The following is a 22,733-nucleotide window of genomic DNA, read 5'->3' as shown; positions in this document are numbered from 1 at the left end:
GATGGGGAGCCCCGCCGCCGTCGTCTTCCGGGCCGCCCCTAGAACGGCCGTAGCGCGGGCTCCTTGCGCCCGCCGCCCAGCAGCCGCTCCAGCGCCCCCTCCACGTCGCCCCGCCAGGAGAGCGTGGTCCGCGCCTCCAGCCGCAGCCGCGGGTAGCGCTGGTGCGGGCGGACGGTCTTGAAGCCGACCGCGAGCAGGTGGTCGGCCGGCAGCACGCAGCTGGTCGGCACCCGCCCGGCCGAGCCGAAGGCCTCGATCGCCCGCACCCCGCGCCCGATCAGGTCCTTGGCCACGGCCTGCACCAGCACCCGGCCGAGCCCCTGGCGCTGGTAGCCCGGCAGCACCCGGCTGACCATCAGCTGAACAGCGTCCGGCGAGACCGGGCTGGTCGGGAAGGACTGCGAGCGGGGGACGTAGGCGGGCGGCGCGTACAACACGAACCCGGCGGGCCGGTCGTCCACGTAGACGATCCGGCCGCAGGAGCCCCACTCCAGCAGCACCGTGGAGATCCACCCCTCCTTCTCCAGTTCCGGCTTGCCCGACTCGACCGCCTGCTTCCCGCTGACCGGGTCCAGCTCCCAGAACACGCAGGATCGGCAGCCGGTCGGCAGGTCCCCGAGGTTGTCCAGCGTCAGCGGAGCGATCCGGCGTCCCATGGCCGCACCTCCTCCTCCCTTTCACGGTCGAGCATTCCCCCACGAACGCCGATGGGTGCATGTTTCACGTGAAACAGCGCTCACGTGGAACACGCACCCATCGGGTCGTTGCCCTCGGCCGGCCGGTCCGGCTCAGCCCTGCGACAGCCGCAGACCGTCCTCACCCGGGGCCATGCTGTCCAGGATCCGGTTCAGGTCCTCCACCGAGCCGAACTCCAGCACCACCTTGCCCTTGCCCAGCTTGCCGCCGCGCTGCGACACCTCGACCTTGACCCGGGTGTCGAAGCGGTCGGACAGCCGGCTCGCCAGGTCGTTGAACGCCGGGGAGTTCAGCTTGCCCGCCTTCGGCGCCTGGCGCTTCGACTTCTCCGGTTCCTCCGAGCGCATCAGCACGACGATCTCCTCGACGTTGCGCACCGTGAGGCCCTCGGCGTTGACCCGCGCGGCCAGCCGCTCCTGCTGCTCGGGGTCCGACAGTCCGAGCAGCGCCCGGGCGTGCCCGGCCATCAGCGTCCCGGCCACCAGCCGGAGCTGAACGGACGGCGGGAGCTTCATCAGCCGCAGGGTGTTGGAGACGTGCGTGCGCGAGCGGCCGATCCGGTCGGCCAGCTCCTCGTGGGTGCACGAGAAGTCCCGCAGCAGCTGGTCGTACGCGGCGGCTTCCTCCACCGGGTTCAGCTCGGCGCGGTGCAGGTTCTCCAGGAGGGCGTCCAGCAGCAGCTTGTCGTCCTCGGTGGCCCGGACGATCGCCGGAATCCGCTCCAGCCCGGCCTCCCGGGAGGCTCGCCAGCGGCGTTCGCCCATGATCAGCTCGAAGCTGTCGGCACCGACCTGGCGCACCACGATCGGCTGGAGCAGACCGACCTCCTTGATGGAGGTGACCAGCTCGGCCAGCTTGTCCTCGTCGAAGACCTCACGCGGCTGGCGCGGGTTGGGGGTGATCGCGTCCAGCGGCAGCTCGGCGAAGTAGGCACCGGCCGGCTGTGCCTGCTCCGCCTGCTTCTCCGCGGCCGCCCGGGCCGCCACCGTGCCGCGGCCGACCGGCAGCGGCGTCACCGAGGCCGGTGCGGGCGCGGCTGCCGCGGACTTCGCCTCCGCCTCGCCGTCCACCGGCGCGGCGGGGCGGATCAGCGCCTCCAGCCCTCGGCCCAGACCAACCCTGCGAGCACTCACTGATGACCCTCCGTCGTGCCGTACTGTGCCACCGGGGCGCCGTGCCCCTGATGACCGTCCCGCTGCTGACCCACCAGTGAACCGCCCTGGCCCACCGCACGCAGCGCGAGCTCGCGGGCGGCCTCCAGGTAGGAGAGCGCCCCGGTCGAGCCCGGGTCGTAGGTGAGCACCGTCTGCCCGTAGCTGGGCGCCTCCGAGATGCGCACCGAGCGGGGGATCGCCGTGCTCAGCACCTCTTGCTGGAAGTGGGTCCGGACCTCCTCGGCGACCTGGGCGGCCAGCCTGGTCCGGGCGTCGTACATGGTGAGCAGGATGGTCGACACGTGCAGTGCGGGGTTGAGGTGCGCGCGCACCAGCTCGACGTTGCGCAGCAGCTGGCCGAGGCCCTCCAACGCGTAGTACTCGCACTGGATCGGGATCATCACCTCCCTGCCGGCGACCAGGGCGTTGACCGTCAGCAGGCCCAGCGAGGGCGGACAGTCGATCAGGATGTAGTCGAGCGGCTGCTCGTAGGCGGCGATGGCGCGCTGGAGCCGGCTCTCCCGAGCCACCAGGGAGACCAGCTCGATCTCGGCGCCGGCCAGGTCGATGGTGGCGGGGACGCAGAACAGCCCCTCGACGTCGTGTACCGGCTGCACGACGTCGGCCAGCGGCTTGCCCTCCACCAGGACGTCGTAGATGGACGGCACCTCGGCGTGGTGGTCGATACCGAGCGCGGTGGAGGCGTTGCCCTGCGGGTCGAGGTCGACGACCAGGACGCGCAGGCCGTGCATGGCGAGCGAGGCGGCCATGTTCACGGTGGTGGTGGTCTTGCCCACCCCACCCTTCTGGTTGGCGACCACGATCACCCGGGTGGCGGCGGGCCGGGGCAGTCCCGCGCCCGCTCGGCCGATCGCCTGAACCGCAGCCTGGGCAGCCCGTGCGATGGGCGTGTCATCGATATGGTCGACGGTCTCCGAGTCCTGCATGGGGGTCAGTGTTTCACGTGAAACCGGAGCGGCAACAGTCGCCGCCCGGTCACGGCGGAGGATGCCCGAGAGCAAGGAGCGACGTTTCACGTGAAACACCATGCCCGCTATGCCGGAAATCTGACGTTGCGACACTCCGGTGTCCCGCTGTCGACCGGGCCGTCACCTGAACGACCGCGGGCGGACGCCCCTCCCGTTCAGGAGGTCCGTCCGCCCGTGCTCGGTACGTGTCCGGCGTCACGCCGGCTCAGCGGCCGCGGCGCCGCCCGCCCCGGCCGCGCTCGCCGGTCCGGACGCTCGCGTTGCGGCCCGCCCGGGCCGCCTTCGCGCGCCGGGTGGCCGCCTTCACCCCGCCGGGGCTCTCCCCCGCCTTCACCTGGATCACCCGGGTCGAGGTCTCCAGGGTGCCCTCGCCCACCCCGATGACGCTCCACTCGACCGCACCCAGCTTGGCCAGTCCGGCCCGCGAGTCGGCCAGCTCCTGCTCCGCGCTGTCCCCCTTGAGCGCCAGCATCTGACCGTGCGGGCGCAGCAGCGGCATGCCCCAGCCGGCCAACCGGTCCAGCGGCGCCACCGCCCGGGCGGTCACCACGTCCACCGCGAGCTTGCCGACCATCTCCTCGGCGCGGCCGCGCAGCACCGTGACGTTGTCCAGCCCCAGCTCCCGGACGACCTCCTCCAGGAAGGTGGTCCGGCGCAGCAGCGGCTCCAGCAGCGTCACCGAGACGTCCGGGCGGGCCAGCGCCACCGGGATGCCCGGCAGGCCGGCCCCGGAGCCGACGTCGCACAGGGTGATGCCGGAGGGCAGCAACTCGGCCAGCACCGCGCAGTTCAGCACGTGGCGGTCCCAGAGCCGGGGCACCTCTCGGGGCCCGATCAGCCCGCGCTGCACACCCGCGGTGGCCAGCAGCTCGGTGTAGCGGACCGCGGCGTCGTAGCGCTCGCCGAAGACCTCCCGGGCCGCGGCCGGCGCCTCGGGCAACGCCTCCAGCTCGGTGGCCCGCCCCTCAGCGGCCGGGTCCACGTCCGCCCCCGGCCGGCCGGCAGCCGCGTTCTCCGTGTCCATCTCGACCTCTCCGATCCCCGGATCCACCGACCCGCTCAACGCACTGTTTCACGTGAAACATCCCAGAAGGGACGACGACCCCGCCCGCACGAGGCGGACGGGGTCGCGTCCGGTGAAGCTCTCCGGCCGCCGCGGCGGCCGGTCGTCGACCTGTCGGCCTCAGACCGGCAGCACGACCACACACCGCTGGGGCTCTTCGCCCTCGGACTCGCTGCGCAGGCCGGCCGCGGCGACCGCGTCGTGGACGACCTTGCGCTCGAAGGGCGTCATCGGCCGCAGCTTGACCTGCTCGCCGGTGCTCTTGGCCTGCTCGGCGGCCTTGGCACCGAGCACCGCCAGTTCCTCGCGCTTGCGGGCCCGGAAGCCGGCAATGTCCAGCATGAGGCGGCTGCGCTCGCCGGTCTCCCGGTGGACAGCCAACCGGGTCAGCTCCTGGAGGGCCTCCAGCACCTCGCCGTCCTGGCCGACCAAGCGCTGCAGCGCGCGGTCGTTGCCGTCGCTGACGATGGAGACCAGGGCGCGGTCGCCCTCGACGTCCATGTCGATGTCACCGTCGAGGTCCGCGATGTCGAGCAGACCCTCCAGGTAGTCCGCCGCGATGTCGCCCTCCTGCTCCAGGCGGGAGATGAGGCTCTCGTCGGCGCTGGCGGCGGCCTCGGCCTCGACGGCGGAGGTGGTGCCTTCCGTCACTGATGGACTCCTTCGGAGATGGGCCCGTCTGTCGGGCCGGGAACGAAGCTCTTCGCGGCTGTCACGCCAGGCTCGGGGCCGGTCAGGACTTCTTCTTCGGCCGCTGGGCGCCACCGCGCTTCGGCTGCTGCCGGGTGCCCTGCTTGGTACCGGCGGGCTTGGCCCCGGTCTGCTTGGCGGCCGCCGGCTTGCCACCGGAGTCGGCCGGGGAGGAATCGGCCGGGACGGTGTCGACAGGCTCCTCGGCCTTGGTTTCCTTGCTCAGGTCGGCGGCCGGCTGCCCGGCACCGCCCTGCTGGCGCTGGGACTTGGACTGCCGACGGGGCTGCTGGCGGCTCGCCCGAACCGACTCCTCCACGACCGCGGCGGCGCTGGCCGCCTCGCTGATGGCGGCCTTGGACGGGGGCAGCATGCCCCAGAGCGCGCCCTTGATCTCCGTACCGTCCGAACGCAGCCGGCCGGCCTTCTTCAGTCGCTCCTGGCGCTCCTGGAAGGCCTTGCTGCCCGGGGTCGGGTTGTTGTGGATGACGATCAGCTGCTGGCCCATCGACCAGACGTTCGTGGTCAGCCAGTAGACCAGGACACCGACCGGGAAGTTGATGCCCATCACGGCGAACATGATCGGGAAGACGTACATCAGCATCTTCTGCTGCTGCATGAACGGCGTCTTCACCGTGAGGTCGACGTTCTTGGTCATCAGCTGGCGCTGGGTGACGAACTGCGACAGCGACATCAGGATGATCATCACGGCGGTGACGATCTTGACGCTGGTCTCACTGCTGCCGACGAAGGTCGCGGAGAGCGGGGCGCCGAAGATGTGCGCCTTGCCGGCGCTCACCAGCAGGTCGCCGTGGATCACACCGATCGAACTGCCCTTGGCGACCGAGGCCAGCACACCGTAGAGGGCGGTGAAGAACGGCGCCTGCACGAGGATGGGAAGGCAGCTGGAGAACGGGTTGGTACCCGCCTCCTTGTACAGCTTCATCATCTCTTCGGACTGGCGCTGCCGGTCGTTCTTGTAGCGCTCCTGGATGGCCTTCATCTTCGGCTGGATCGCCTGCATGGCCCGGGTCGCCTTGATCTGCTTCACGAAGAGCGGGATCAGGCAGATCCGGATGACGACCACCATCGAGGCGATGGAGAGACCCCAGGCCCAGCCACCGTCCGGGTTGAAGATGTTGCTGTACAGCGAGTGGAACTGGACGATGATCCAGGACACCGCCGTGTACAGGGGATTCAGGAAGGAGAAGGTCACCGGTCAGGCTCCTTGGACAGGTGGATTGGCCGCACGGGACCAATGGTCGCCGGGCCCTCGGGGTCCGGACCGGCGGGGGTGGCGGTCACCGGGTCTCCGGTGGCGGACCGGCTCTTCAGCCAGTCTCGCAACCGCCGGTGCCACACCGGATGCTTGCGCGGCGGGACGTGATCGACCCCGCCGGGCGTCCACGGATTGCAGCGCAGGATGCGCCACGCGGTCAGTCCGCCGCCCTTGACCGCCCCGTGCACCTTCACGGCCTCGTAGCCGTAGTGCGAGCAGGAGGGGTAATAACGGCAGACCGGACCGAGCAGTGGGCTGATGGTCCACTGGTAGACCCTGATCAGACCCATCAGCAGGTACTTCATCGCCCTGCTCCCGTCGGCGCCGTGGCGGCGGGCTCCGTCCTCAGCAACCGCTTGAGTGCCGCGTCCAGGTCACGTTCGAGGTCCTGGTACGAGGCGGTCGCGGCCTGGGGCAGCGCACGCACCACTATCAGGCTACCGGCGGGCAGCCTGGACAGACGATCACGAACGAGGTGGCGCAACCGGCGCTTGACCAGGTTGCGGACGACCGCCGGGCCAACGGCCTTGCTCACGACGAAACCCGCACGCGCCGAAGGAGTCCCCTCGGCGACGTGCGGGCGGGAGTCGCTGGTCCGGTCGGCCTGCCCCTGGGGGTCACCCTCTCTGCTGAGATGGACGACCAGAAGGGGCCGGCCGGCCCGGCGACCGCGTTTCACCGCGGTCGCGAAGTCCTGGCGCCGCCGCAGCCGATTCTCGGAGGGCAGCACAACAGACTCTGGCGCGGATCAGGCGGACAGGCTGGCGCGGCCCTTGCCACGGCGGGCGGCCAGGATGGCACGGCCGGCGCGGGTACGCATACGCAGCCGGAAGCCGTGGGTCTTCGCGCGGCGACGGTTGTTCGGCTGGAAGGTGCGCTTGCTCACTCGGGGGCTCCTGAGGTGAATCGTAGGATGACGGGGAGTCGCTTGGCCGTCACCGTGCGTCCGCGTGATCTCCCCTGATTTCGGAAATCCGGCCCATCGCCCCAGTTCGGCTGGGGTCTGAGGCAATCCACGGCGCCCGTGCTGCGCGCCTTATGGAGCGGGTGGACCCGCGGACATGCGGCAGCGGCCATCGACAACTCGACCTGGTTACGGTACGCGGGACGGGGTGCGAGGGTCAAACCAGCAGCCTCCGCCCCGCTTTGCCCACAGCCTGTGGACAACGACTTGATCCGGCCCTGTTCGCTGACTACCGTTGTAGAACTTGTCTGGTTTGTTCTTGGAAAGCGTGCACCAGTGGCTGATGTCAACAGCGACCTCGTCCCGGTCTGGGCCAGGGTCGTCGAGCGGCTGGTCAGCGACCCCGATGTCGGGGAGATGGACAAGCAGTGGGTGCAGCGCACCCAGCCGATGTGGATGATGCACGACACCGCCCTGCTGGCGACCCCGAACGAGCGGGCCAAGCAGGTGCTGGAGGGCCGGCTGCTGCCGCAGCTGACCGAGGCCCTCAGCCGTGAGCTCAGCCGCCCGGTCCGGATCGCCGTGATGGTCGACGCCAACGCGATACCGACCACCCCCGCACCCGCCGCCCAGGCCCCCGTCGAGCCCTACCCGGGCCCGGCCGAGGAGGACACCCCCGACTACGGCGGCCAGGACTACCAGCAGCCGTACGAGCACGGCCGGCCCTACGAGAAGGGGCAGCCGTACGAGCAGGACTACGACCACCCCCGCTACGACACCGGCGGCTACGAGCCGCGCCAGGCCCCGTACGGCGGCCCCGGCGGCGGACAGGGCTGGCAGGGCTACCACGAGCAGCCGCCCGCCTACCGCGATCCGGAGGAGTCCGCGCCCCGCCCGGCGCCGCGGCCCGTCCCCGGCCCGCCCGCGACCACCCAGGGCGACCTCTTCGGCGGCGCCTACGGCCCCGGCCCGAACGAGCAGCCCCGCACCGGCGCCGGCCGCCGGGCCGGCGGCTCCCGCCCCTCCGGCGGCCGCCCGACGGAGAAAGCCGCCCCGGAGCGCTCCGAGCGTCCCGGCGTCCCCGGGGTGCCCGCCCCGCCCGGCGCTCCCCCGGCCGGCGGCTCCCGCAAGGACGAGCCGGCCGCCCGGCTGAACCCCAAGTACCTGTTCGACACCTTCGTCATCGGCGCCAGCAACCGCTTCGCGCACGCGGCGGCGGTGGCGGTCGCCGAGGCCCCGGCCAAGGCGTACAACCCGCTCTTCATCTACGGCGAGTCCGGGCTGGGCAAGACCCACCTGCTGCACGCCATCGGGCACTACTCGCGCAGTCTCTTCCCGGGCACCCGGGTGCGCTACGTGTCCTCGGAGGAGTTCACCAACGAGTTCATCAACTCGATCCGGGACGGCAAGGCGGACACCTTCCGCCGCCGCTACCGGGACATGGACATCCTGCTCGTGGACGACGTCCAGTTCCTCGCGAGCAAGGAGTCCACGCAGGAGGAGTTCTTCCACACCTTCAACACCCTGCACAACGCGAACAAGCAGATCGTCCTCTCCTCGGACCGGCCGCCCAAGCTGCTGACCACGCTGGAGGACCGGCTGCGCAACCGCTTCGAGTGGGGTCTGATCACCGACGTCACCCCGCCGGAGCTGGAGACCCGGATCGCGATCCTGCGCAAGAAGGCGATCCAGGAGCAACTCAACGCTCCCGCCGACGTGTTGGAGTTCATCGCGTCCCGGATCACCCGCAACATCCGGGAGTTGGAGGGCGCGCTGATCCGGGTCACCGCCTTCGCCAACCTCAACCGGGCCCCGGTGGACCTGGAGTTGGCCGGGATCGTCCTCAAGGACCTGATCCCGGGCGGGGACGAGGACGCCGGCCCGGAGATCACCGCGCAGGTCATCATGCAGCAGACCGCCGCGTACTTCGGCCTGGGTGTGGACGACCTCTGTGGGTCATCGCGCAGCCGGGTGCTGGTGACGGCCCGGCAGATCGCGATGTACCTCTGCCGGGAGCTCACCGATCTCTCGCTGCCGAAGATCGGTGCTCAGTTCGGCGGCCGCGACCACACCACGGTGATGCACGCGGACCGCAAGATCCGCTCGCTGATGGCCGAGCGGCGCTCGATCTACAACCAGGTCACCGAACTCACCAACCGCATCAAGAGCTAGCCGGCGCCGCGCAGTGCGGCCCCCGGGTGCCCGTCCCGTCGATCGGCTCGGGCACCGGGAATGATCGGCAGGGCGGGCCCTCAGGGCGTCAGGAGCGAATCCTGACGCCCTTTTGCACATCCACAGGTGTGCATCGCGCGCCGACTGGGCAGGGATGCCGTCGACGGACGATCCGCCAGTCCACAGTCCGCGCCGAACAGCTGACCGGTGATTCGAAAGCCCGGGGCGCGCAAGGCCGTTGTCCACAGGACCGGCCCCTTCTCCACCGTCCACAGGGCGGGGAGTGCGGAGTTATCCAGAATTCGTCCACAGGCCCGTCGCCGCTACGCTCTTCCGCGCAGGTCACGTGCCTGTGGACTTGTGCACAACGGTTATCCACAGGGTGTGGACAATTGACGGGCCACCAGTGGGCCGTCCGGGTTGTCCACCGGTTGTCCCCAGGGGAGGGGCGGTTATCCCCAGGTTGTCCACAGCGGCGTCCACAGTTCGACAACCGTGGGCTGGCGTTCATACCCTGGTGTGAAAGGCGTCACGAAAAGTTGACCGGCGCCCGTGGATAACCGGGCCCGGATCTGGGGACAGCCCTGGGGATAACCTGTGGATACCGTGCGTGGCCTGTGGGTAACGCTCGGCTGTCCACAGCGCGGCCTGTCCGTCCACAGCCGCCGTCCACACCCACTGTGGACAAAATTTGGGCTCTGACCTGCGGAAACGGGGTTATCCACGGTTTCCACAGGCCCTACTACTACCACTACACATTTAGACCCCGGACTTGCTTTCAAAGTGGGTGGGCCCCGAATCTGTGGACAACCGCACCCCGACAACCGTTCGGGTTGCTTCCGCCCGTCTGCCCCGTCTGTCGGCGGAGTACGTCAGACTGTCCTTGCGACTGGAAGCGGAGTGACGGAGCTCGGCGGACAGCCCAACCGACGATCAAGATCAGACGAACCAGAGTGCGAGCGGGAGCGCTCGATCCAGGAGGCGGTTACCGGTGAAGTTCCGGGTGGAGCGTGACGTCCTCGCGGAGGCGGTGGCCTGGGCTGCCCGCAGCCTCCCGGCACGGCCTCCGGTGCCGGTGCTGGCCGGCCTGCTGCTGACCGCGCAGGAGGGCAGCCTGGCGCTGTCCGGCTTCGACTACGAGGTCTCGGCGCGGGTCGAGCTGGAGGCGGACGTCGAGGAGGCCGGTACCGTCCTGGTCTCCGGCCGGCTGCTGAACGACATCTCCCGCAACCTCCCCAACCGGCCGGTGGAGATCTCCACCGACGGCCAGCGGGTCAGCGTGGTCTGCGGCAGCTCCCGCTTCACCCTCCCCACCCTTCCGGTGGACGAGTACCCCGCACTCCCCCAGATGCCGACGGCCACCGGCACCGTCTCCGGCGACGTCTTCGCCTCCGCCGTCAGCCAGGCCGCGGTCGCCGCCGGCCGGGACGACACCCTCCCGGTGCTCACCGGTGTCCGGGTCGAGATCGAGGGCGACCGGATCACCCTGGCCGCCACCGACCGCTACCGCTTCGCCGTCCGCGAGCTGCTGTGGAAGCCCGAGCAGTCGGACATCTCCGCCGTCGCGCTGGTCCCCGCCAAGACCCTCCAGGACATCGCCAAGTCCCTGGGCAGCGGCGACAACGTCTCCATCGCGCTCTCCTCGGGCGGCGCGGGCGAGGGCCTGATCGGTTTCGAGGGCGCCGGCCGACGGACCACCACCCGGCTGCTGGAGGGCGAGTTCCCCAAGTTCCGCAGCCTGTTCCCGACCGAGTTCAGCGCCGTCGCCGCGATCCAGACCCAGCCCTTCCTGGAGGCGCTCAAGCGCGTCTCGCTGGTCGCCGAGCGCAACACCCCGGTCCGCCTGAACTTCGAGCAGGGCGTGCTGACCCTGGAGGCCGGCTCGGGCGACGACGCCCAGGCCACCGAGCGGATCGAGGCCGACCTGGAGGGCGACGACATCTCGATCGCCTTCAACCCGGGCTACCTGGAGGAGGGCCTCAAGGCCATCGACTCCCCCTTCGCCCAGCTCAGCTTCACCACCCCGACCAAGCCTGCGCTGCTCAGCGGCAAGGTCTCGGTGGACGCCGAGGAGGACAAGGCCTACCAGTACCTGATCATGCCGGTCCGCCTCTCCGGCTGATCCGCCCCCGTCCGGTTACCCACAGGCTGTGCACACCCGCTGTGCACAGCCTGTGGACGTCTCCCCCGCTCGGCCGACCGCAGACGGCCGGGGCCGCTCCAGCGCGTAGGCTCAAGGAGTGCGGCAACGGCGCCGCCGGCAGGCACGTTCACCACAGGTAAGGACTTGGTCATGGAGCTCGGCCTCATCGGTCTCGGCAAGATGGGCGGCAACATGCGCGAGCGGATCCGCCGCGCCGGCCACACCGTCATCGGTTACGACCGCAACCCGGACATCTCCGACGTCGAGAGCCTCCAGGAGCTCGTCACCAAGCTCCAGGGCCCGCGCGTGGTCTGGGTCATGGTCCCGGCGGGCGCCGCCACCCAGGCGACCGTCGACGAGCTCGCCGAGCTGCTCTCCCCCGGCGACGTGGTGGTCGACGGCGGCAACTCCCGCTGGACCGACGACATCAAGCACGCCGAGGCGCTGGCCGCCAAGGGCATCGGCTTCGTGGACTGTGGTGTCTCCGGCGGCGTCTGGGGCCTGGAGAACGGCTACGCGCTGATGTACGGCGGCGACGCCGAGCACGTCGCCAAGGTCCAGCCGGTCTTCGACGCCCTCAAGCCCGAGGGCGACTTCGGCTCGGTGCACGCGGGCGCGGTGGGCGCCGGCCACTTCGCCAAGATGGTCCACAACGGCATCGAGTACGCGATGATGCAGGCCTTCGCCGAGGGCTGGGAGCTGCTGGAGGCCGCCCCCGAGGTCACCGACGTGCGCGAGGTCTTCCGCAGCTGGCAGGAGGGCACCGTCATCCGCTCCTGGCTGCTGGACCTGGCCGTCCGCGCCCTGGACGACGACGAGCACCTGGAGAAGCTGCGCGGCTGGGCCGCCGACTCCGGCGAGGGCCGCTGGACCGTCGAGGCCGCGATCGACCACGCCGTGCCGCTGCCGGCGATCACCGCCTCGCTGTTCGCCCGCTTCGCCTCCCGCCAGGACGACTCGCCGCAGATGAAGATGATCGCCGCGCTGCGCAACCAGTTCGGCGGCCACGCGGTCGAGTCCAAGTAACCAGAAGGTTCTCCACAAGAAGGCGGGCGCAGTCCACAGCCATGCACGTCGCGCATCTGTCGCTCGCCGACTTCCGGTCGTACGCCCGGGCCGAGGTTCCCCTCGACCCGGGCGTGACCGCCTTCGTCGGACCCAACGGCCAGGGCAAGACCAACCTGGTCGAGGCGATCGGCTACGTCGCCACCCTGGGCAGCCACCGGGTCGCCACCGACGCCCCGCTGATCCGGCTGGGTGCCGAGCGGGCGGTGGTCCGCACCTCGGTGGTGGACCGCGGCCGCTCCACCCTGATCGAGCTGGAACTCACCCCGGGCAAGGCCAACCGGGCCCGGATCAACCGCTCCGACAGCGTCCGCCCGCGCGACGTGCTGGGCCTGCTGCGCACCGTGCTGTTCGCCCCCGAGGACCTCAGCCTGGTGAAGGGCGACCCGGGTGAGCGGCGGCGCTTCCTGGACGAGCTGCTGACCGCCCGGGCACCCCGGCTGGCCGGGGTGCGGCAGGACTACGAGCGGGTGCTCAAGCAGCGCAACGCCCTGCTGAAGACTGCCGCGATGGCCCGCCGGGCCGGCGGCGGCAAGGGCGCGGACCTGTCCACCCTGGAGGTCTGGGACGGCCATCTGGCCCGCGCCGGCGCCGAGTTGACGGCCTTCCGGATCCAGCTGGTGGCCGCCCTGCAGCCGCTGGTGGCGGCCGCGTACGGGCAGCTGGCCCCCGGAGGTGGCGAGACCGCCCTGGAGTACCGCAGCTCCTTCGAGGGCGAGCTGCCGACCAGCCGCGAGCAGGCCGAGGAGCAACTGCTGCACGCGTTGCAGGCGGTCCGCAAGCAGGAGGTCGAGCGCGGCGTCACCCTGGTCGGCCCGCACCGGGACGAGCTGGTGCTCAAGCTCGGCCCGCTGCCCGCCAAGGGCTACGCCAGCCACGGGGAGTCCTGGTCCTACGCGCTGGCGCTGCGGCTGGCCTCGTACGAGCTGCTGCGCGCCGACGGCGGCGAGCCGGTGCTGATCCTGGACGACGTGTTCGCCGAGCTGGACGCCGCCCGCCGGGACCGGCTGGCCGAGCTGGTGGCCGACGGCGAGCAGGTGCTGGTGACCGCAGCGGTCGCCGAGGACGTTCCGAAGGCACTGTCCGGCGCCCGGTTCGCGGTCTCCGACGGCGCGGTGCGCCGGATCGACGCCTGACCGCGCCCCCTCCACCGGCACTGCCGCACCGACGTCACCGCACCGCGACCACTTCCGCGCACCCCCGCCCCGGCCCGACGGGCCCGCCCGCTCCCGTAGGCTGGACGGCTCGGCGGGCGCGCGACCGCGACCGTTGTCCACAGGCTGGGGAAAGGAGATCGCCGTGAGCGAGTCGGCGGAGCACTCCCCCAAGCCCGAAGCCCCCAAGCCCGAAGCCCCCGGGCCCGGCGCTTCCGAGCCGACCGGCGCCGACCTCGCCCGCTCCGCGCTGCGGGCGGCCCGCGCCCAGGCCCGCCAGCGCGGCGAGCAGGTCCGGGAGAAGCGCGAGGCGAAGCGGCACGGCCTGCGCAGCGGCGCCCGCTCGGACGGCCGCGACCCGGTCCCGCTGGGTGCGGCGCTCAACCGACTGCTGACCGAACGCGGCTGGGAGTCCTCGGCCGCCGTCGGCGGGGTGATGGGCCGCTGGCCGCAGATCGTCGGCCCGGACATCGCCGCGCACTGCCACCCCTCCTCCTACGACGAGGCCGCCGCGGTGCTCACCGTGCAGTGCGACTCCACCGCCTGGGCCACCCAACTACGTTGGTTGGCAAGGCAGTTGGTGGCCCGCCTGAACCACGAACTGGGGCACCGGACGGTCAGGACCATCAAGGTGCTCGGCCCGGCGGCGCCCGCCCGCGGCTACGGCCGGCTGCGCGCGCCGGGGAGCAAGGGGCCGGGCGACACCTGGGGCTGAGCGGGAAGTCGGACGGCCGTCGGGTGCGCGGATCGGATGGCAATCTTCCGGAACCCCTGACAGCCCTTCCAGGCGCCCTGGGCCCCCCGGGCGAGTATCGGGACATGTGCAGAGGGGATTCAGGGCGGCATATCTGCCCTCAAGGGCTGCCAAACGCCCATCTCTGTCAGTCGTACCGGTAGACTGGAAGCCAAACACTGTTGCTAGTGGCAACCGAGTCGAAACGCTGTGGTCGCACGCCCGCCCGCACGGGGTGGGCATGCGGCCCGTGCTGTGCCAGAGAGGGCGCTTCGTGGCCGATTCCGGCAACCCCAGCCAGACCCCAGACCAGTCCGACCAGGCTTCCTACACCGGTAGCAACATCCAGGTGCTGGAAGGCCTCGACGCCGTCCGCAAGCGCCCCGGCATGTACATCGGCTCCACCGGTGAGCGCGGCCTGCACCACCTGGTGCAGGAGGTCGTGGACAACTCCGTCGACGAGGCGATGGCCGGGTACGCCGACACCATCGACGTCACGATCATGGCCGACGGCGCGATCCGCTGCGTCGACAACGGCCGCGGCATCCCGGTGGACATCGTCCCCGGCCAGGACAAGCCCGCCGTCGAGGTCGTGCTCACCGTCCTGCACGCGGGCGGCAAGTTCGGCGGCGGCGGCTACGCCGTCTCCGGCGGTCTGCACGGCGTGGGTGTCTCCGTGGTGAACGCGCTGTCCACCCGGCTCTCGGTGGAGATCCACAAGGACGGCCACATCTGGACCCAGGACTACAAGATGGGCGCGCCGACCGCCGCCCTGGTCAAGGGCGCGGAGACCGACCGCACCGGCACCACGGTGACCTTCTGGGCCGACGGCGACATCTTCGAGACCACCGTCTACTCCTTCGAGACGCTCTCCCGGCGCTTCCAGGAGATGGCCTTCCTCAACAAGGGCCTGTCGATCTCGCTGACCGACGAGCGCCCCGAGCACGTGGACGAGGAGGGCAAGCCGCTCACCGTCACGTACAAGTACGACGGCGGCATCGCCGACTTCGTCGCCCACCTCAACTCCCGCAAGGGCGAGCCCGTCCACCCCTCGGTGATCGACTTCGAGGCCGAGGACAAGGACAAGGCGATCTCCGTGGAGATCGCGATGCAGTGGAACTCCTCCTACACCGAGGGGGTCTACAGCTTCGCCAACACCATCCACACCCACGGCGGCGGCACCCACGAGGAGGGCTTCCGCGCCGCGCTGACCGGCCTGGTCAACCGCTACGCGCGGGACAAGAAGCTGCTCCGCGAGAAGGACGACAACCTCTCCGGCGAGGACATCCGCGAGGGCCTGACCGCGATCATCTCGGTCAAGCTCGGCGAGCCGCAGTTCGAGGGCCAGACCAAGGACAAGCTCGGCAACACCGAGGCCAAGACCTTCGTCCAGAAGGTGGTCAACGAGCACTTCGCCGACTGGCTGGACCGCAACCCCAACGAGGCCGCGGACATCATCCGCAAGTCCATCCAGGCCGCCACCGCGCGCGTCGCCGCCCGCAAGGCCCGCGACCTGACCCGCCGCAAGGGCCTGCTGGAGTCCGCCTCGCTGCCGGGCAAGCTCTCCGACTGCCAGTCCAAGGACCCGTCCGAGTGCGAGATCTTCATCGTCGAGGGTGACTCCGCCGGCGGCTCGGCCAAGCAGGGCCGGGACCCGCGCACCCAGGCCATCCTGCCGATCCGCGGCAAGATCCTGAACGTCGAGAAGGCCCGGATCGACAAGGTCCTCCAGAACACCGAGGTCCAGGCGCTGATCTCGGCGTTCGGCTGCGGCATCCAGGAGGACTACGACGAGTCCAAGCTGCGGTACCACAAGATCGTCCTGATGGCCGACGCCGACGTCGACGGTCAGCACATCCGCACCCTGCTGCTGACCCTGCTGTTCCGCTTCATGCGGCCGCTGGTCGAGTCCGGGTACGTCTACCTCGCCATGCCGCCGCTGTACAAGATCAAGTGGGGCAAGGACGACTTCGAGTACGCCTACTCCGACCGCGAGCGCGACGCGCTGATCGCCGCCGGGGTGGAGGCCGGGCGCCGACTCCCCAAGGACGACGCGATCCAGCGCTTCAAGGGTCTCGGCGAGATGAACGCCGAGGAGCTCCGGGTCACCACCATGGACGCCGAGCACCGCCTGCTGCTCCAGGTCACCCTGGAGGACGCCGCCCGCGCCGACGAGCTGTTCTCCGTGCTGATGGGCGAGGACGTCGAGGCCCGCCGCTCCTTCATCCAGCGCAACGCCAAGGACGTCCGCTTCCTGGACGTGTGACGCCTGCACCCCAGGCCCCGCACGTACCAGTCCGCGTGAAAGGAAACTGACCACCAGTGGTCGACGACAACCGTCCCGAAGGCGAACAGCCCGAGACCCCCGAGGCCGCCGAGGCCACCGCCCAGGCGACCATGCGGATCGAGCCGGTCGAGCTCGAGACCGAGATGCAGCGCTCGTACCTCGACTACGCGATGAGCGTGATCGTCAGCCGTGCGCTGCCCGAGGTCCGCGACGGCCTCAAGCCGGTGCACCGCCGCGTGCTCTACGCGATGTACGACGGCGGGTACCGCCCCGAGAAGGGCTACTACAAGTGCGCCCGCGTCGTCGGCGACGTCATGGGTAACTACCACCCGCACGGCGACACCTCGATCTACGACACCGTGGTCCGCCTGGCCCAGCCGTGGTCGATGCGGATGCCGCTGGTGGACGGCAACGGCAACTTCGGCTCCCCGGGCAACGACCCGGCCGCGGCCATGCGCTACACCGAGTGCAAGATGATGCCGCTGGCCATGGAGATGATGCGCGACATCGACGAGGAGACCGTCGACTTCGCGCCGAACTACGACGGCCGCTCGCAGGAGCCCACCGTCCTGCCCGCGCGCTTCCCCAACCTGCTGGTCAACGGTGCCACCGGCATCGCGGTCGGCATGGCCACCAACATCCCGCCGCACAACCTCCGCGAGGTCGCCTCCGGCGCGCTCTGGTACCTGGAGAACCCGGAAGCCTCCAACGAGGAGCTGCTGGAGGCCCTGGTCGAGCGGATCAAGGGCCCCGACTTCCCCACCGGCGCGCTGATCGTCGGCCGCCGCGGGATCGACGACTACTACCGCACCGGCCGCGGCTCGGTCACCATGCGCGCCGTGGTCGAGGTCGAGGAGATCCAGGGCCGCCAGTGCCTGGTGATCACCGAGCTGCCGTACCAGGTCAACCCGGACAACCTCGCGCTGAAGATCGCCGACCTGGTGAAGGACGGCAAGATCGCCGGCATCGCCGACGTCCGCGACGAGTCCTCGGCCCGCACCGGCACCCGCCTGGTGGTCGTGCTCAAGCGCGACGCGGTCGCCAAGGTCGTGCTGAACAACCTGTACAAGCACACCGAGCTGCAGACGAACTTCGGCGCCAACATGCTGGCCCTGGTCGACGGCGTGCCGCGCACCCTGTCGCTGGACGCCTTCATTCGGCACTGGGTCAACCACCAGGTCGAGGTCATCGTCCGGCGCACCACCTTCCGCCTGCGCAAGGCCGAGGAGCGCGCCCACATCCTGCGCGCCCTGCTCAAGGCCCTGGACCTGATCGACGAGGTCATCGCGCTGATCCGGGCCTCGGCGAGCGCCGACGCCGCCCGCACCGGCCTGATGGGCCTGCTCGACATCGACGAGCTCCAGGCCAACGCCATCCTGGAGATGCAGCTGCGCCGCCTGGCCGCCCTTGAGCGCCAGCGGATCATGGACGAGCACGACGAGCTCCAGCGCAAGATCGACGAGTACAACGCGATCCTGGCCTCGCCGACCCGCCAGCGGGAGATCATCTCCGAGGAGCTCACCGCGATCGTCGAGAAGTACGGCGACGAGCGGCGCTCCACCCTCATCCCCTCCGACGGCGACCTCTCCATCGAGGACCTCATCGCCGAGGAGGACATCGTCGTCACGATCACCCGTGGCGGCTACGTCAAGCGGACCCGCTCCGACCTCTACCGCTCGCAGAAGCGCGGCGGCAAGGGCGTGCGCGGCGCCCAGCTGAAGCAGGACGACATCGTCGACCACTTCTTCGTGACGACGACCCACAACTGGATCCTGTTCTTCACCAACAAGGGCCGGGTCTACCGGGCCAAGGGCTACGAGCTGCCGGACGCCGGGCGCGACGCCCGCGGCCAGCACGTGGCCAACCTGCTGGCCTTCCAGCCGGAGGAGCACATCACCCAGGTGATGGCCATCCGCACCTACGAGGACAAGCCGTACCTGGTCCTCGCCACCCGGGCCGGCCTGGTGAAGAAGTCCGCGCTCAAGGACTACGACTCGCCGCGCTCCGGCGGCCTGATCGCGATCAACCTGCGCCAGGACGAGGAGGGCCGGGACGACGAGCTGATCGGCGCCGAGCTGGTCTCCGCCGAGGACGACCTGCTGCTGGTCTCCAAGAAGGCCCAGTCGATCCGCTTCACCGCGACCGACGACGCGCTGCGGCCCACCGGCCGCGCCACCTCCGGCGTCAAGGGCATGGCGTTCCGCGAGGACGACGAACTGCTCTCGATGAACGTCGTCCGTCCGGGTACCTACGTCTTCACCGCCACTGACGGCGGGTACGCCAAGCGCACCGGCGTGGACGAGTACCGTGTCCAGGGGCGCGGCGGCTACGGCACCAAGGCGGCGAAGATCGTCGAGGGCCGCGGCTCGCTGGTCGGCGCGCTCGTGGTCGACGAATCCGACGAGATCATGGCGATCACCCTCTCGGGTGGAGTGATCCGCACAAGGGTTTCCGAGGTTCGTGAAACCGGACGTGACACCATGGGCGTCCAACTGATCAACCTCGGAAAGCGTGACGCGGTCGTGGGCATGGCCCGCAACGCGGAGGCCGAGGACGAGGAGACGGCGGAGGACGAGGTCGCGGGTACCGAGTCCACCGAGACGGCCGAGGGTACGGAGACGGTGGTCGACGGAGACGTCGAGGCCTGAACCGAACCGCAGACCGGTGCCGCTGCGTCCTGGTAGAGGGACGCGGCGGCACCGGACGCCGACCAGTTCCGGGCAATCCCGCCGGGCGCTGGATGACGAGTGACGAAGCAGGGCGGCGCCGCCGTCCTGGTGGGAAGTGCGGGAGGACCAGGTGAGTGGAGCCACGGGTGCTGCGGGAGGAACCTCCGGCGGCCGTCCGGGCGCGCAGGGCGGGGGTTCGTACGGCGTGCCGCAGCCGCCGGCCGAGCACCCGGCCGCGTCCACCTCGCTGATGCCACCGGTCGGCGGAGCGGGACAGAGCGGCGCGACCTACGGGGGGCAGCCGCAGAGCAGCCCGGCCTCCGGCTCGGGCGGCTTCTCGCAGCCGACCACGTACGCCAAGGGGCAGCCGACCCCGGCCCGGGGCACCCGGACCTCGGGCAACACCCCGGCCGGCGGAACTCCGGTCGGCGGTACGCCCGCCGCCGGGGCGGCGCGCCGCCCGGCCGGGGCCGCCCCCGCGGTCGGCGGCACCGGCCTCGGCCGGACCCGCAAGGCCCGGCTGCGGGTGACCAAGGTCGACCCGTGGTCCGTGATGAAGGTCAGCTTCCTGCTGTCGCTGGCCGTCGGCATCATCATCATCGTGGCCTCGGCCGTGCTGTGGATGACGCTGGACTCGCTCGGCGTCTTCGACTCGCTGACCAAGACCCTCAAGGACGTCACCGGCTCGGACAGCAGCGGTGGCCTCAACCTGATGGACTACATCGGCTTCGGCAAGGTGATGACCTTCACCACGCTGATCGCCGTGGTCGACGTCGTCCTGCTGACCGCCCTGTCCACGCTCTCCGCGTTCATCTACAACGCGGCGGCCGGCTTCACCGGCGGCGTCGAGCTCACCCTGGCCGAGGAGGACTGATCCCGGCCGGATCCTGACCCTCGCTCAGCTCTCCGTCCGGGGACGGAATGCACGGGCCCCGCAGGCTGTTCCAGCCGGTGGGGCCCGTCGGCATTTCGGGTGACAGCCGGCCGCCCGCGGCGCGCCGTCCGGAGACCGGGCGGCCGCGGTGGGATTAGCTGGGTGCCACCCCTCCCGCGCCTGGGAGTGCCGCAGGCCGCCCCCGGTCCGCCCGACCGGGTCAGCTGAGGTTCCGCAGGACGACTGGACGGAGGCGCGCGGTGGCGAAGCTCGCAGGTCAACTGGTCGAGGCCCTGGAAGGGCTGTTGGGGGTCCCGGTGCCGCTGCGGGTGCAGGTCTGGGACGGCAGCGTCGCCGGGCCGCCGGGCGCGCCCACCGTGGTCCTGCGCAACCGCCGGGCACTGCGCCGGCTGATCTGGCAGCCGAACGAGCTGGGACTGGCCCGGGCCTACGTCGCGGGGGACCTGGAACTCGCCCCCGGCACCGACCTGTACGAGACGCTCTCCGCCGTCGCCCGCTTCGCCGAGCGGCCGGAGATCCGCACCCTGGCCCTCGGGCCGCGCGACGTGCTCGGGGCCAGGGGCCGCCGGGTGCTCGCCGCCGCGCTGCGGGCCGGAGCGGTCGGCCTCGATCCCGAGCCGCCCCGCGAGGAGGTCCGCAGGGCCGACGGGCGGCTGCACAGCCGCAGCCGGGACCGCGCGGCCATCAGCCACCACTACGACGTCGGGAACGACTTCTACCGGATCGTGCTGGGCTCCTCGATGGTCTACTCGTGCGCCTACTGGACGCCGGAGGCGAAGAGCCTGGAGGCCGCCCAGGAGGCCAAGCTCGACCTGATCTGCCGCAAGCTCGGCCTGCGCCCCGGGATGCGCCTGCTGGACGTCGGCTGCGGCTGGGGCTCGCTGCTGCTGCACGCGGCGAAGCACTACGGGGTCACCGCGGTCGGCGTCTCCATCTCCCGGGAGCAGGTCGCGCTGGCCCGCGCCCGGGTCGAGGAGGCCGGGCTGTCCGACCGGGTCGAGGTTCGGCTCCAGGACTACCGGGAGATCGCCGACGGGCCCTTCGGCGCGGTCTCCAGCGTCGGGATGGCCGAGCACGTCGGCTCCGAGCAGTACCGGGTCTACGCCGAGGGCCTGTACCGGCTGCTGGTGCCCGGCGGCCGGCTGCTCAACCACCAGATCGCCCGCCGCCCCGACGTGCCCGGCGAGCCGCACCGCACCAGCCCGTTCATCGACCGCTACGTGTTCCCGGACGGCGAGCTCTCCCCCGTCGGCTCCACCGTGGCCCGGTTGGAGGAGGCCGGCTTCGAGGTCCGGGACGTCGAGTCGCTGCGCGAGCACTACGGGCTGACCCTGCGCGAGTGGGTGGCCAACCTGGAGGCGCACTGGACGGAGGCGGTCCGGCTGGCCGGGCGCGGCCGGGCCCGGGTCTGGCGGCTGTACATGGCGGCCTCCGCGCTCGCCTTCGAGCAGAACCGGATCGGGATCAACCAGGTCCTCGCCGTCCGCAGCACCGAGGAGGGCACGGCGGGTCTGCCGTCGACCCGCGAGGAGTGGTTGTTGCGCCCCGCCGCCGCTGCGCCGCAGCTGGTCGCGGGGGGCGCCGCCGCGGCCCCGGCCGGCCCGGATTTGGGAGATCGGCCGTCGGTCCGCTAATCTTTCAGTGCGGCAAGGGCCTATAGCTCAGACGGTTAGAGCGCTTCCCTGATAAGGAAGAGGCCACAGGTTCAAGTCCTGTTAGGCCCACCTCCCCGAAGGGCCCGGAGTGATCCACTCCGGGCCCTTCGACGTTCCCCGTCGCCGGGCCGGGAACCGCCCGCCCTCCCCCGCTGTTCTCCGGGAGGGACGGTGGAGGGTTGGTGACGACATGGCGGTGCTCTGGGCGATGAGCATTCCCGGACTGGTCTGCGCCCTGGTGGTGCTGGCGGCGCTCGACCAGCTGGCGCTGCGGGCGGGCCGCGCCCGCTGGGTGCCCTGGCGGGGGACCGGCCGGGAGGGGCAGATCTCGGCCACCGGATTCGAGCAGCTGCACGCGCAGTTCGCCGCGGGCAAGCAGCATGAGCTGGACGAACGCCGCAGCACCCTGATGCTGCGGGACGAGGAGGGCGAGGGGGCACCGCCGCGGACCAGGGTGGACCTGGTGAACGGCACGGCCGTGGTGGTGGTGCCGGACGGACCCGTGGACGGAACGGCCGGCCGCACCTGACCGGGGGCGCCGGGGCGGTCTTGGGCGCGGCCGGAGCGGCCGCCAGGAGGTGTGGCGTCAATCCTGGGACCGCACCGCCGGGTTGGCCGTACGGCGGCTGGTCACGATTGGGACACCGGTGTGTATCATCGGCCGCAAGGGCAGTCTGGCACTCGGCCGCCCGTTCGCGCTCGAAACACAACTGGACTCGTCGGCCCGGTCAGTCCGGCCGGATCCGGCTCTTGAGTCCACCAACGCACGAAGGACGAGGTCCCGCGGTGAAGAAGCTTCTCCTGGTCGCCCTGGTCGCCCTCGGCGGCTTCTTTGTCTACCGTCAGGTCCAGGCGGACCGCGCCGAGCAGGACCTGTGGACCGAGGCCACCGACCCGGTTCCGGCCGGTCGCTGAGCCCTCGGCGATCTGACGATCGACGAACTCCGGAGGCGCCCGTCAGCGCCTCCCGGGCCGGCCGGCCCGGTCGACGAACCGGACCGGCCGACCACAGGGAATGGCACCGTTCCGGGGGGACGGCGCTGGGAATCGCGCCGGAAACCGGTACGCTAGTGCCCGTTGGCACGCGCGGTGCCGTCGAGGGGCATTAGCTCAGTTGGTAGAGCGCTGCCTTTGCAAGGCAGATGTCAGGAGTTCGAGTCTCCTATGCTCCACAGTTCACAGCAG

At 70.9% G+C, this 22,733-nt stretch carries 20 protein-coding genes and 2 tRNA genes; 13 read left to right on the top strand and 9 right to left on the bottom strand.

Annotation, left to right across the window (positions count from 1 at the left end):
• Positions 1 to 38: 38 nt before the first annotated feature.
• The 9 genes from ACFU7Y_RS16060 to rpmH form a co-directional block, all read right to left on the bottom strand.
• Positions 39 to 656 carry a GNAT family N-acetyltransferase gene (locus tag ACFU7Y_RS16060; protein WP_224284275.1) on the bottom strand — a complete coding sequence of 206 codons (618 nt, stop codon included), beginning with the start codon at positions 654 to 656 and terminating at the stop codon, positions 39 to 41.
• Positions 657 to 788: 132 nt separating this feature from the next.
• Entirely contained in the window at positions 789 to 1,829 is a 1,041-nt protein-coding gene (locus ACFU7Y_RS16055; protein WP_224284276.1) for a ParB/RepB/Spo0J family partition protein, read from the bottom strand.
• Positions 1,826 to 2,899 carry a ParA family protein gene (locus ACFU7Y_RS16050; protein ID WP_374120105.1) on the bottom strand — a complete coding sequence of 358 codons (1,074 nt, stop codon included), beginning with the start codon at positions 2,897 to 2,899 and terminating at the stop codon, positions 1,826 to 1,828. Before ACFU7Y_RS16050 ends, ACFU7Y_RS16055 begins: the two co-directional genes overlap by 4 nt.
• A gap of 145 nt (positions 2,900 to 3,044) precedes the next feature.
• Complete coding sequence (gene rsmG / locus ACFU7Y_RS16045; RefSeq protein WP_380768322.1) at positions 3,045 to 3,863, bottom strand: 16S rRNA (guanine(527)-N(7))-methyltransferase RsmG; 819 nt, start codon at positions 3,861 to 3,863, stop codon at positions 3,045 to 3,047.
• A gap of 159 nt (positions 3,864 to 4,022) precedes the next feature.
• On the bottom strand, positions 4,023 to 4,553 hold the full coding sequence (locus ACFU7Y_RS16040) for a R3H domain-containing nucleic acid-binding protein (RefSeq protein WP_224284461.1): 531 nt from the start codon (positions 4,551 to 4,553) through the stop codon (positions 4,023 to 4,025).
• An 82-nt stretch (positions 4,554 to 4,635) separates the two neighbouring features.
• Entirely contained in the window at positions 4,636 to 5,808 is a 1,173-nt protein-coding gene (yidC, locus tag ACFU7Y_RS16035; protein WP_224284462.1) for a membrane protein insertase YidC, read from the bottom strand.
• The gene (gene yidD / locus ACFU7Y_RS16030) at positions 5,805 to 6,176 is read right to left on the bottom strand and encodes a membrane protein insertion efficiency factor YidD (RefSeq protein ID WP_224284463.1); all 372 of its coding nucleotides are present in this window, start codon (positions 6,174 to 6,176) and stop codon (positions 5,805 to 5,807) included. Before yidD ends, yidC begins: the two co-directional genes overlap by 4 nt.
• Entirely contained in the window at positions 6,173 to 6,601 is a 429-nt protein-coding gene (rnpA, locus tag ACFU7Y_RS16025; RefSeq protein ID WP_224284464.1) for a ribonuclease P protein component, read from the bottom strand. The genes yidD and rnpA overlap by 4 nt, the downstream gene beginning before the upstream one ends.
• Before the next feature lie 18 nt (positions 6,602 to 6,619).
• Complete coding sequence (gene rpmH / locus ACFU7Y_RS16020; protein WP_030059672.1) at positions 6,620 to 6,757, bottom strand: 50S ribosomal protein L34; 138 nt, start codon at positions 6,755 to 6,757, stop codon at positions 6,620 to 6,622.
• Between the two features lie 354 nt (positions 6,758 to 7,111).
• On the opposite strand from rpmH, the gene dnaA reads away from it, so the two are divergent.
• From dnaA to ACFU7Y_RS15955, 13 genes are all read left to right on the top strand, one after another.
• Positions 7,112 to 8,947 (top strand): chromosomal replication initiator protein DnaA, encoded by a 1,836-nt coding sequence (gene dnaA, locus ACFU7Y_RS16015; protein ID WP_380768319.1) that lies wholly within the window; start codon positions 7,112 to 7,114, stop codon positions 8,945 to 8,947.
• Positions 8,948 to 9,938: 991 nt separating this feature from the next.
• A complete protein-coding gene (dnaN, locus tag ACFU7Y_RS16010; RefSeq protein ID WP_224284069.1) occupies positions 9,939 to 11,069 on the top strand; it encodes a DNA polymerase III subunit beta in 1,131 nt (376 codons plus the stop codon).
• 171 nt (positions 11,070 to 11,240) lie between these two features.
• Positions 11,241 to 12,116: a phosphogluconate dehydrogenase (NAD(+)-dependent, decarboxylating) gene (gene gnd / locus ACFU7Y_RS16005; protein WP_224284068.1), complete on the top strand. Its 876-nt coding sequence runs from the start codon at positions 11,241 to 11,243 to the stop codon at positions 12,114 to 12,116.
• Positions 12,117 to 12,157: 41 nt separating this feature from the next.
• Positions 12,158 to 13,291 (top strand): DNA replication/repair protein RecF, encoded by a 1,134-nt coding sequence (gene recF, locus ACFU7Y_RS16000; protein WP_224284067.1) that lies wholly within the window; start codon positions 12,158 to 12,160, stop codon positions 13,289 to 13,291.
• 163 nt (positions 13,292 to 13,454) lie between these two features.
• On the top strand, positions 13,455 to 14,024 hold the full coding sequence (locus ACFU7Y_RS15995; protein ID WP_380768317.1) for a DUF721 domain-containing protein: 570 nt from the start codon (positions 13,455 to 13,457) through the stop codon (positions 14,022 to 14,024).
• Between the two features lie 268 nt (positions 14,025 to 14,292).
• Positions 14,293 to 16,308, top strand: a complete 2,016-nt coding sequence (gene gyrB, locus ACFU7Y_RS15990; RefSeq protein WP_380768315.1) for a DNA topoisomerase (ATP-hydrolyzing) subunit B — start codon at positions 14,293 to 14,295, stop codon at positions 16,306 to 16,308.
• 131 nt (positions 16,309 to 16,439) lie between these two features.
• The gene (gyrA, locus tag ACFU7Y_RS15985; protein WP_263455625.1) at positions 16,440 to 18,977 is read left to right on the top strand and encodes a DNA gyrase subunit A; all 2,538 of its coding nucleotides are present in this window, start codon (positions 16,440 to 16,442) and stop codon (positions 18,975 to 18,977) included.
• A gap of 151 nt (positions 18,978 to 19,128) precedes the next feature.
• Positions 19,129 to 19,872: a DUF3566 domain-containing protein gene (locus tag ACFU7Y_RS15980; RefSeq protein ID WP_380768313.1), complete on the top strand. Its 744-nt coding sequence runs from the start codon at positions 19,129 to 19,131 to the stop codon at positions 19,870 to 19,872.
• 260 nt (positions 19,873 to 20,132) lie between these two features.
• Entirely contained in the window at positions 20,133 to 21,527 is a 1,395-nt protein-coding gene (locus ACFU7Y_RS15975; RefSeq protein WP_380768311.1) for a class I SAM-dependent methyltransferase, read from the top strand.
• Between the two features lie 16 nt (positions 21,528 to 21,543).
• Positions 21,544 to 21,617 (top strand) — tRNA-Ile (locus ACFU7Y_RS15970).
• Positions 21,618 to 21,738: 121 nt separating this feature from the next.
• The gene (locus tag ACFU7Y_RS15965) at positions 21,739 to 22,077 is read left to right on the top strand and encodes a DUF6191 domain-containing protein (protein WP_224283161.1); all 339 of its coding nucleotides are present in this window, start codon (positions 21,739 to 21,741) and stop codon (positions 22,075 to 22,077) included.
• Positions 22,078 to 22,334: 257 nt separating this feature from the next.
• Complete coding sequence (locus ACFU7Y_RS15960) at positions 22,335 to 22,463, top strand: DLW-39 family protein (RefSeq protein ID WP_014137031.1); 129 nt, start codon at positions 22,335 to 22,337, stop codon at positions 22,461 to 22,463.
• 184 nt (positions 22,464 to 22,647) lie between these two features.
• A tRNA-Ala gene (locus ACFU7Y_RS15955) sits at positions 22,648 to 22,720 on the top strand.
• The last annotated feature ends 13 nt before the right edge of the window (positions 22,721 to 22,733 follow it).

It is taken from the genome of Kitasatospora sp. NPDC057542 (assembly GCF_042801945.1).
Taxonomy (GTDB): Bacteria; Actinomycetota; Actinomycetes; order Streptomycetales; family Streptomycetaceae; genus Kitasatospora.
The sequence above is the reverse complement of the archived record's forward strand: the minus strand, read 5'-3'. Positions and strand labels throughout refer to the sequence as shown.